Below are 12,380 nucleotides of genomic sequence, written 5' to 3' on the forward strand. Positions count from 1 at the left end.
AATAATAGATCAGATCAGATAGATTATAGGATTGTACAAAACATATAGCATCCATAATTAAACATGACCACAAAAATTATGCTGATTTATTTTTGTAATAAAGATAACTCTTAATAAACTGACAATACAAAAATCACACATTCTAACAAGCCTCATTAATATATTAAAACGAATACTTTAAGCAAATCCATTATTCTAAACAACAAATAATCTATCACTAACTTACTGTAGTTTTAAACAAGATTTTCCCTTCCTTGCATGATTAAGAAAGGGAAAATCAAAGTATATAATGAAGTCATTTTGGCTTTTATTTTTAGAACGTTCAGTAAACATCTTGTGTATTATTTGATTCTTTCGCAGTCAGTCATTCATCAAAACATCATCCGACAATATGCGACTACTGCGAAGTTAAAACATGCACACAACCTTTATTATAAGTCAAAACGACTTCATTATTTAAATACTTCAATTTTGAATTTTTCTTCTCACCATCCACTAAAAAGCGAACTTAACATTGATCAAGAAAATATTATTGTTGCACAAACTGCCATTGTTGGTTATAGCTGGAATTACTATACCATTGCTGTAAAGCACTCCCACTAGCAGTTAAACCTCCTGTGTCTAAACATTTTCCGGTAGCACGATTAATAAGCTTATAATATCCCGAACTGGCAAGAGCAATTGTCCATTGTTGGGTATAACTCTGAGATCCGGGAGTGCCACGTGTCATTTGCAAAATGGCAGACCCATCTGTCGTATTATTACCTGCATCGAGACACAAGCCACCGCTTATGCTATAAATAGTATAATAACCATCAACGTACGTAATTTCCCAATTCTGATTGAGACTGGAACTACTGGTGTATTGATAAACATTAGATGGACTAGTTGTTAAACCATAACTATCAAGATATAACCCTGTGGCCCGATTTTGCAATTTATATGTTCCATTGGCTTTGGCACCAAGCCATATAGGCGAAAGTCCCCATGACCATCTATACATATTTGCACATCCAGGATTTATTTCTACAAGAGTATCATTCTTATTAAACCAACGGTAAGTGTCGATATCATTTACCCCCGACCACGCAATTGTTCCAATGGAATTGTCTTTAGCATATGCAAGTGACCCGGTTAAAAAAGCAACATCATTTTCAGCTCCGGTCTGCCACTGCCACCAAAAATCAAACGTACGGAATGTCTCAACCCCTAATTCAGTAACAATAGTTCTTGACGCATAAGACCCTACTCTACTGGACATTATGTTATAATAATCTGACCACACATTATAAGCACCCCAAAACCACCAATAGCAATGCAAACCAAGGTATTGGTTGCTGATAGCGGAACTACCTCCAATAGTTGTAACATCAGCAGCATATCCTGTTCCGTCGAATATACATTTATATGAAGATGGACTATAGATAGCCATAAAGTTACTATACAGCGTTAATAAATTAGATGTACTATAAGAATATGGCTCGTTAATTGGCTCATAAAGAACCATTGAATTGTTTTTATAAACATTATCAACGCTCGTCCACATCGCATGCCATTCTGTCGAATCAGTCACAACACCTCCTGTAGGACTCCAATAGCAAAGAATAACATGACATCCTTTTGAAACAATAGCATTAATAGCAGATTGATAAACAGGCCAATAACTTGAATTACTAGTTGTTGTATAAGTAATAGGCATACGAACAGTAGTTCCACCACTTGCCAGTACGGCATCCGCTATATTGCCAGCGACTGTAGCAGCTTGGGCAACTGTTGAAGATGCAGTAAGCCCACTGGGCAATACCACACTGGAAGTTGGAGCGTTTCCATTAGGATCAGCCCAGTTAATGCCCCTTATCCCTATGGTATTTGTATTCGAACTTGTTAATTGAGATGTATGCGTTTGATGATTACTTATTGTATCAAGTTCTTCAATAGCATTTTGCTGACAACTCGTCAAAAAAATTGCCAGACATAGTAATATTAATTGCAGAATGTGTTTATTCATACTAACCAAATTAATGTGATTATTTACAAACAACAAAGACTATATTATTTTATCATAGATCCTTCTATCCACAACTCCAACTATCACCCAAAAACAGGATCTCTAACAAATATTAAAACGGGAAGTTTTCCCTTCCCTTGATTTAATAGAGAAGGGAAAATTGAACTGTAAATTAGTACCCCGGATTGTTAGGTAGTAAATTCTTATTAATTTCTATATCTGCCTCAGGTATAGGCCATAACCATCCTTTTGCCGCATCAAAAGTTCTTTTATCAAGATCTATTTCTTTAAATACCCATTTGGAAGGATTTGAAGGATCTGATAATAGAGTTTTATCATATCCATATGCATCATGAACTAATGACGTATCTTTCCATCTCAGCATATCAGCATAACGAGTCCCTTCATTATAAAATTCAACCCTTCTTTCATGACGTAATATAGCCCGAAGTTGAGTTTGGCTCAATCCTGTACCTTCCACGTCTTCTATTTTTGGCATATTAACCCTCGCTCTTACCTGATCAATTAAATCATATACTTCCTGCCCTGTGTTACCAGATTCAATGAGAGCTTCTGCTCGCATAAGCAAAATATCAGCATATCGCATTAAAATTGTATTCAGGGTACAGATATTTATTGCGTTTGAATTTTCAAGATCCGCATACTTACGGGCCCGGGCTCCCGTAAATGAAGCATTATTAGCAGGAATAAATACACTCGATCCAAATTGGGAACCTGGAAGAACCACTGAAGCAGCCAAACGGAGGTCGCGGTTTACAAAAGGATTTTGTGGATCATAGCCTGAATTTGAATTCGTTATTGGCAATCCATTCGTCATATAATATGAATCTATTAAACCACATGTTGCATTCCCTGTTGGCCAAACTTGGAACTGTAATGCAGAAGAGGGCCAAGGCTGCGGTTGAGACTGAACATACTGAATATCAAAAATCACTTCCTCATTATCTTCGTGATCTTCAGAAAAAAGTCCTGTATAGTCAGGATATAAATGATATGCATCTAAATTCATGACATCTTTACACGCCTGAGCCGCATCTGCCCATTCTCCATTATAAAGCAGGATTCTAGCCTTAAAAGCCAATGCAGCCCCTTTAGTAGCACGCCCTACATCTGAACTTCCATATGACACTGGGAGAACAGAAGCAGCAGCATCAAAATCAGCAAGGATTGCAGTTAAAACATCACTTTTAGAGGTACGCGATACATAGGCTTCACTCAAAGTTTGAACCTTAGTAATCAGCGGGACATCACCAAAATAAGTAATAAGATCAGAATAAGCATAACCTCTTAAAAATTTGGCCTCAGCGATCATTTGATTCTTAATTGCATCACTCACGGTTGCATTATTCATGTCCTGGATAAATTGATTTGCCCGGGCAACAATATTATAGTCCTGTGTCCATTTTGCATAAGGCGCCCAACTGGAGGAATTTGTAAGCCAATCACCTATTTCCTTTGAACCTTGCCATGAATCTTCACATAATCCATTATCCGACATAAAATCGTATTGGTAAAATTGAGTAGGAGTTGCATTCGGTTGAAGTGCACTATAAACGCCCATCAGAGCCATTTTACATTGGGTTTCATTTTGAAAGAATGTAGCAGGTGACAATTCATCTTTTGGCGTTCTTATCAAGAAATCCTTTGAACATCCAGATAAGGCGATCAAAAGCAAAAATGAAATGCTGATTTTATATATATTTTTCATCACTATAATTATTTAAAAGTTAACACTTAACCCCACTGTCATAATACGCACTTGAGGAAAAGCCTCAGCCCTAGTCTGATCAACGGTTTGTTCTGGATCAAAACCTTTAAACTTTGTAATCGTAAAAGCATTTTGAATGTTTCCATAGATTCTGATAGAACTTATACCAACCTTGGAAAGATATTTTTGATCTATAGTATATCCAAGTTCAATATTTTTCAGACGTAGATAAGAGGCATTTTCCATATAAAAAGAGGAATGAATGTTATTACGTACCCCATCAAATGTTAACCGCGGAAGTGTATTAGAAGGATTAGTAGGTGTCCACCTATTCATCCACCACGAGCCCATATTGGCAAATCCGCTAAATGGCGTTGCAATTTCATAATAGGTATAACCTTGTATTCCCTGAACTCCTTGAAAAAATGCCAACAAATCAAAGTTTTTCCACGTCAAATTAAGATTGAGCGAATAAGTCAAATCGGGAAATTGCTTTCCAATAACCTCCCTGTCATTATTCATATCCACAATGCCATCTCCATTAAGATCCTTATATTTAATATCTCCTGGTTGTGCCGTAAAATTAGATACGGACACTACCCCTGGTTTTAGCGTATAAACCCCGTTAGAATAATTAAAATCAGATAATTGGTAAATTCCATCCATTTTATATCCATAAAAAGAATTGATAGCTGCACCTATTTTGATAGCTTTAGGAGAAGTCAACTGTTCAGGCACATCTAAATTCAGAATCTTATTTACAATATGAGAAGCATTTGCAGTAACCCGAAATTTAAAACCGTTTCCAAAAGTTGTCCGATAAGTTACTGATGCCTCAATACCTCTGTTCTGGACTTCTCCCGCATTGGCATAAGGTTCACTTAAAGCACCAAGAGTAAGAGGAATAGGTTGTGGCAATAAAAGGTTTTTTGTTCTTTTATCAAAAAAATCAGCAGTCAAATCAATACCATTATTTAACGACATATCAACGCCAATATCTGTTTGTTGAGATGTTTCCCACGTTAAATTTTTGTTGGTCATTTTTGTAACAGCCACTCCGGAAGCTAAAGTGCCTCCCAATGAGTAATTTTGTCCGGACGACAAAACATCATAGCCATTGTAATATTCTCCAATATTCTCGTTCCCCAGTTGCCCCCAGGAAGCACGCAGTTTTAACATATTCAACCAGCTTATGTTTTTCATAAATTTCTCATTAGAAATTATCCAGCCTCCTGAAACAGATGGAAATGTTCCCCATTGATGTCCTACTGCAAAACGAGATGACCCGTCTCTTCGTATATTAGCCTCAAACAAATATTTTCCATCATAGTTGTAATTTAAGCGGCCAAAATATGAACGTAAAGCAAGGTCATAGCTTCCTGCATTATTAGTTTGGGTAGCAGCATCTCCAAGACTTAATACTCGTTGCGTATTATTAACAAAATTAGATCGATAACCACTCTCCCAATCATAAGTATATACTTCTTCGGAATATCCCGCCAAAGCACTCACTTCATTCTTGTTAATCTTCTTATGATACTTAAGCAATGCAGTTGATAAGGTATGAATATTAGTACCATCCGTTACCGTCAAGTCCGAAGCAAGTGGAATACTGCTTCCATCAGGATTATATAATGTCACATTAGCATGAAAAGCATTTACATTATATAGATTCGCATTATAGCCATAAGTAACCTGGGCACTTAAATCTTTATATATTTTATACTCAGCATCTAACTGCCCACTAAAATTATAATTTTTTGTTATTGAGGTACTACCTTCTTTGACCTCTCCATAATAATTGCGTTCACCATTTACAGCCATCCATTGTCCATTTGCATTTGTTAAAGGGTGTACCGGAGCTAAGGTAGCATACCATTCAGCATCCCATAAATCAGTAGGTTGATCCTGTACACCAAAGCTTCCTGCAATATTACTCGAGATCCGAAGCCTTTTATCTTTAAAAAAATAGGCATCAACATTTGACCGGAAATCTGTCTTTTCATAACTGGTTCCAACTAAAATACCATTTTGATCTAAATGCCCTACCATAAAAGCATAATGTACATTATCAGTACCTCCACTTATATCCAACCTATGATTTTGCATATTAGCTTTATGATAGTAAACATCAAAATAATTAATATCCGGATAGAGCGGATCATTATGAGCAGCAAATTTTGCAATATCAGAAGCAGAATATATTGTAGTGCCTCCTGAGTTTACCGAAGCTTCATTATAAAGAGTTGCATATTGTACAGAATTTAAAACACTAGGTAGTCGCGTTGCTTGTTGAGTACCAAAATATGCATTATAACTAATTTTCATTTTGCCTGCAGCACCTCGCTTAGTTGTAATTAAAATTACGCCATTAGCAGCTCTATTCCCATAAATAGAAGCAGAAGCTGCATCTTTTAAAACTGAGATTGAAGCGATATCATTAGGATCAACACTTGATAAATCTCCAGGAACACCATCAATAATCACTAAAGGAGAACTATTCTGAAATGACCCAACACCCCGGATATCAATGACCGCGTTATCAGAACCTGGTTGTCCTGAACTTTGTAATGCATATACGCCCGGGATAGTGCCCTGCAATGCTAAACTTGCATTTGTCAATGGTCTATCTTTCATATCACTCATTTGAACACTTCCGACAGCTCCGGTCAAATTTACTTTCTTTTGCGTTCCATATCCTACCACAACAACTTCATTAAGACTTTTTGCTGAAGGCACAAGTTGTATATTAATATGAGTTCTGTTTTGTACGGCTATATGCTGTGTTACATAACCAATAAAAGAAAAGTCCAATATTGCATTCGGAGATTTTAATGTAAGAGAAAAATCTCCGTTTGCATCCGTAATTGTTCCGGTATGTGTACCTTGTACCAACACATTTACTCCTGGCATAGGAGCATGTGATTCATCTGTCACTTTACCGCTAATTTTCAACTCCTGCCCAAAGACATTGGAGCTAATAAAAAAAAGCAGTATCACTGCAACAACTTTGCCCGTTATATTCAATAAATATTTCATGTTCACTAAATTTAAAGTATTGTTATCTCAACCCTGTTTTGCATAATAGAGATTTTGATCTCCTATGAACTTATAGGTAGCCTTCATATCAATCAGTTCCACATTTACCTTATTAATCATTAGGGCTACCAACGTGTCGTACGCCTTTGAACGGCATAAATAATTCTTAGGGGGAATTGGGGAGGGCTATTCTCCACCAATCTTACATTGTTGTTCCCTTTGCGACCTTCTAAAGGAAGAAGCTCAAGGAATGACACAACAAGAGAAGTGTAGTTTTTCATAAGACATTAAATTAAATTGTTAATAAAATACGGAGATATTGGACAATAGGCCCCACATCCCACTTTGCAAATGTAGGATGAATATAGCCGTAAAAACAGGGGGAAATCAGTCAAAAAGCAGGGGGAAAATCGTTATCCGAAATTAACACAAAGGACATTCTTTTCAGAATATCAATCATTTACATCATCATCTATGGATGTATGGGTTTTCATATAATCAGACGGAGAGACTTTATATTGTTCTTTGAAAGAAGTTCGAAAATGTTTCAGATCATTGAAGCCGACCATATAGGCCACTTCAGAAACATTGTACGATTGTGAACGGAGCAATTGGGCAGCTCTCTTTAACCGAACGCCTCTGATGAATTCTGAAATCGAGAAACCGGTCAACGCTTTCAGTTTCCGGTATAACGTCGAATGACTCATATTAAGTTCTCCGGCGAGGTATATCGCATCAAACTTTTCGTCCGAAATATTTTTTTCTATGATCTCTATAATATCCGATATAAATTTTTCATCTTTTAATCCAAGTTGTACTTCCTCGGGTTGAAACAATAAATTTCTGGCAATATGTTCTGCAAGGAGCGTTCTCGTTTTAATCAGATTATACACCCTGGAGGTCAGAAGCGCAGTACTGAAGGGTTTGGTAATATAGGAATCCGCACCTGTTTCATATCCTTCAATTTTATATTGCAGGGTATTTAAAGCCGTAAGCATCACGACTGGCACATGTGAAGTCTTCAGCTCCGATTTCACCTTGGCACAAAGTTCCATCCCATTCATCTTGGGCATAATAATATCGGTTATGATAATATCAGGAACATGTTTTAAAGCCAATTTGAGTCCCGCTTCTCCATCAGTTGCCTCCAACATCCGGAATTCTTTCTTAAAGATATCCTTGATATAGGACATAATTTCGTCATTATCTTCAACGATCAGCATGATCTTTTTCTGACCATCTCCGGATTGTTCAGCATCGGCATACGTCATTAGATCCGTCATTTCTGTTGCTTGCTCCGCATTCTCAATACTTCGCGGAAGATTTGCCGGGATTACATAATGCCCCCGGTCATTAATGATCTGCTCCCTCGAAAACTGACTATTCCCTTGTAACAATGTAACCGTAAAGCATGAGCCTTTCCCCAATTCGCTCTCAACAGAAATCTCACCTTGCATCAACGAAACCAGATTTTGGGTTAATGCCAGGCCAATACCATATCCCTGGGCATCTTTCACTTCTTCTATGCGGTAATATTGATCAAATACATTTTGTTTATGTTCTTCGGAAATCCCGATACCGGTATCCCTGACTTTAATCAAAACCGCTTCATTACCATTCAAGGTTCCATAAGCCAATTCAAGCGAAACTTTTCCACCGGCATGCGTATATTTATAAGCATTGGACAACAGGTTATTCAAAATAATAACCAGTTTTTCAGGATCATACCACAAATCAACCACATCACTGCAGCTCTCTATTGTAAATTCAATATTCTTGTGTTCGAAGAGGGGTACAAATGAAACATAAACTTCTTTCAGTAAAGCAGTAATATTATCCTTCACAACCCTCAATTTCATTTCGCCTGCCTCAACCTTTCTGAATTCCAATAGCTTATCAATCAAATTGAGCAATTGATTTGAATTTCTATGTATAAGCATCAACTTACGGACGATAGGAGCTGCCAGTTTTGAATCGCTCAGTAAATCTTCCAGCGGGCCAATAATAAGCGTCAATGGGCTACGAAATTCATGGGTGATATTGGTAAAGAATCGCAATTTCTCCTGATTCAACTGATACTCTTTTTGTCTCGTGATTTTTTCATACAAAAGATTCTGCTTCAACAAATTCTCATGCTGATAATATTTATAGATACGAAACGCAATTCCTGCCAGGATCAGGAAATAGATCAGATAGGCCCACCATGTTTCCCAAAAAGGAGGAAGGACACGAATTACCAAAGATGTATAGGCGCTTCCCCAATCTTTCGGGATATTGGTTGCTTTCACCATGAAAACATAGCGTCCGGGGTTCAGGTTCCGATAGGTTGCCATACGCTGGGTTCCTGTATAATTCCATTCATTATCCAACCCCTTCATCATATAGGCATATTGAATTTTATCAGGGGACCGATAATTGAGTGCAGAAAAAACAATCGTAAAAAAGGATTGTTTGTAATTTAATGTAATCTCCCGGGTATTGATAATATTGTTCGATAGCGGGCTATCCGGGAACTTATCCGATTGCACAGGCATACTTTTATTAAATAGTTGAAAATCGACAATATGAACGACGGGTTGTATAACAATTTTTTCCACCTTTTCAGGATCAAAATAGCACAGTCCATACATGTTCCCGAAATACATAATTCCCTGTGACAATAAAGCGGATCCCTCAGCAAATTCTCCCCCTGGAATTCCATCCTGAATATCATAATTAATAAAATAATGCTTGGCTAACGAAAAACAGGAAATCCCTTTATTTGTACTTACCCATATATTCCCTGATTTATCCTCAAGAAGCGCCTTGATATTATCATTTGCCAGCCCATTCTTTTCATCATAATTTATAAATCCATGCAATGATGGAACATAGAGAAACAGTCCGCCACCGTCGGTTCCAATCCATATCCTGCCTTGCTGATCTTGAATAATAGAAAAAATGGTATTGCTTGCAAGAACACCTGCATCCGTATTATATTGAAAATGAACAAATTTTCCAGATTTTCGATTTACATAATATACCCCGTTATTATAGGTTCCTATCCAGTAATTGCCGTCTTTATCCTGTATCATGGCTCTTACACTGGTTCCAGATAGTCCCCATTTACGCATTATGGAATTATTAAACGTGTGAGTTGCCTTAGAAAATAGAGATAAACCTCCACCATCGGTTCCGATCCATAAATTATGCTGCGCATCTTCATAGATAATACGCACATCATTATTCGGAAGGCTGGTTGAATCGTTCGGTATATTTTTGTAATGGATAAATCCTCCTGATATAGGATCTTCGTTCAAACCTCCACGATAGGTTCCAAACCACAAATTGCCTTCATGGTCTTTGAAAGCGCTTAATACAGCATTATCACTTAATGACCGGGGATCTTGATCCGAATGCTTGAATACCTTGATTTTCCCGGCAGAAGGGTTATATTCATTAATTCCTCCACCATCGGTTCCAATCCATATATTTCCCTGAGTATCGTCGCATATACCCCAGACTTTATGATAAGACAAACTATTTGCACTATTCTTGTTTTGTTCCAACTTTAAAAACTGGTCGGGTATCCCGCTGATAAAATTAATTCCTCCCTTATAGATACCGATCCATATGTTATGATCTTTGTCTTGATACAAAGCCTGAACGGTAGAATAAGACAACCCGGTTTCATCATCCGATTCATAGATATTCTGAAAAACAGCCTGATTTGGATGCTTAATCATATTTGCATTGAAACGAAACTTACTGATTCCGCCTGACTGTGTACCAACCCAGATAACCCCTTCGCGATTCTGCATAATGGTCCTCACAATATTGGAAATAAGACTATGCAAATCATTAGGGTGATGGACAAAAGTGATAAATTTTTTACTGTTTCTATCAAAAAGGCTAAGCCCTCCGTCCGTACCGATCCATATATTATGATTTTGATCTTCAAAAATTACATTAACCGTATTTGAAGGTAGTGTATTTGTATTTTGCTTGCTTTGCTTATAACAAGTAACCGTATGCCTTCTAACATCATATGCATAAAGTCCTTTATTTTGAGTGCCAATCCAAAGAATGCCGTAACTATCCTCTAACAAAGCCATGACCCTCCCCGTATTAAAAAAAGAATCTCTACCGGGAACATTTACAATATGGATAAAGCGTTCGGATGTCATGTCAAAGTATGAAACTCCTCCGCCATATGTTCCGATCCATAAATTACCATCATTGGATTTTGCAATTTTGGTAACCTGATTATTGTCAATACTAAATGGATTCCGAACATCATGGATAAAGTGAATAAACCGATCGTTGTTATAATCGTATAAATCCAGCCCCACATTGGTAGCTACCCATAGCTGGTTGGAATCTGATTGTCTGTAAATATCAGAGATAAAATTATCCGAAATGCTATTCGGATCATGCGAATCATGACGAAACACCGTAAACTTATATCCGTCATACCGGTTCAATCCGTCTTCAGTAGCAAACCACATAAACCCGTTATTATCCTGCACAATCGCTGATATGGAAGAGTTGGACAATCCCTGGTAAGTAGATATTTTCTTAATAACTAACGGCGGCGATGGCTGTCCATTCATGTAACAACCGAAGAATAAAAATAAGGATAGTAAATAGATGCTCCTCTTTATATTCATAATCAAAGTGTTTTCCGTATAGATTCGGTATTAAAATTCATTTACTAAATCAAACAATATGTTTTGTGCTTTACAGAGATAAACAAAAGTACATAAAACTTTATTTCACAATATATTATCTCATAAATATCATCAACAAGAATCCAAAACACGTCCTATTTGATTTGACAAATTTAGTGATATAAATTCAAATAGAAATCGTGTTGTTGCCCTATCCCCTTATTTTTATATGACGTGTACCATAAATGCATGATCCGTCAATCTATAAAATTGTTCACATATCGACCAATATCCGATTCGTTTTTCAATAATTATGGATGCGAATATCAGGCAATACAATGTCACCCCCAAAAGCGTCGGAAGAAATTTCCGACACTTCCCAAAACAGTTTTGTCACATTGCTACGCTGCCGGAAGACTGACCCAGGAAGACTTGTAAAGGGTTATCCGCCGCCGGAAATTATTCCTGTACGTCTGGGTTTTGCCTCTGCACGTCTGGGAATTGTTCCTGCACGTCTGGAAAACGGGGTTACACCAGCGGAAAATGCGGTTACACGACTGGCAAAAGTGGTTACACAGGCGGTGATTGCTTCTGCACGTCTGGAAATTGTTCCTGCACGTCTGGAAAACGGGGTTACACCAGCGAAAAATGCGGTTACACGACTGGCAAAAGTGGTTACACAGGCGGTGATTGCTTCTGCACGTCTGATAATTTCCCTTGCACGACCGGAAATTAGGCTTGTAATGGTCATGAAATTCATTTTCATGGTCATTAAATTCAAGGTTATCATCCCTACCTTCATTATTTCAGGAAGAAAAATGAATCTCTTTTTCGCAAAACAGGAATTACTGATACGGATAGGGACTGCCGGCTTCATCATGTCAAGAATCATTGGTGTGCCACAAGAGACCGTCCAAAAAACTGTGTAAATAGAAATAAATGCTTATTTTTATAA

Annotated in this window: 5 protein-coding genes; 1 reads left to right on the forward strand and 4 read right to left on the reverse strand. The window is 37.4% G+C overall.

The annotated features are described in order from the left end of the window. Window positions 1-529: 529 nt before the first annotated feature. The 4 genes from FHX64_RS07405 to FHX64_RS07420 all read right to left on the reverse strand — a co-directional run bounded on the left by FHX64_RS07405 (window position 530) and on the right by FHX64_RS07420 (window position 11,425). Window positions 530-2,008 carry an RICIN domain-containing protein gene (locus tag FHX64_RS07405; RefSeq protein ID WP_183413131.1) on the reverse strand — a complete coding sequence of 493 codons (1,479 nt, stop codon included), beginning with the start codon at window positions 2,006-2,008 and terminating at the stop codon, window positions 530-532. A gap of 172 nt (window positions 2,009-2,180) precedes the next feature. Further along, window positions 2,181-3,737, reverse strand: a complete 1,557-nt coding sequence (locus FHX64_RS07410; protein ID WP_183413132.1) for a RagB/SusD family nutrient uptake outer membrane protein — start codon at window positions 3,735-3,737, stop codon at window positions 2,181-2,183. A 12-nt stretch (window positions 3,738-3,749) separates the two neighbouring features. Beyond that, window positions 3,750-6,776 carry a SusC/RagA family TonB-linked outer membrane protein gene (locus FHX64_RS07415; RefSeq protein ID WP_183413133.1) on the reverse strand — a complete coding sequence of 1,009 codons (3,027 nt, stop codon included), beginning with the start codon at window positions 6,774-6,776 and terminating at the stop codon, window positions 3,750-3,752. 452 nt (window positions 6,777-7,228) lie between these two features. Next, the gene (locus FHX64_RS07420; RefSeq protein ID WP_183413134.1) at window positions 7,229-11,425 is read right to left on the reverse strand and encodes a hybrid sensor histidine kinase/response regulator transcription factor; all 4,197 of its coding nucleotides are present in this window, start codon (window positions 11,423-11,425) and stop codon (window positions 7,229-7,231) included. A gap of 338 nt (window positions 11,426-11,763) precedes the next feature. Between FHX64_RS07420 and FHX64_RS07425 the strand changes: the two genes are divergently transcribed. Continuing rightward, complete coding sequence (locus FHX64_RS07425; protein ID WP_183413135.1) at window positions 11,764-12,354, forward strand: hypothetical protein; 591 nt, start codon at window positions 11,764-11,766, stop codon at window positions 12,352-12,354. Window positions 12,355-12,380: the final 26 nt, after the last annotated feature.

It is taken from the genome of Microbacter margulisiae, from assembly GCF_014192515.1.
GTDB classification, from domain to species: Bacteria; Bacteroidota; Bacteroidia; order Bacteroidales; family Paludibacteraceae; genus Microbacter; species Microbacter margulisiae.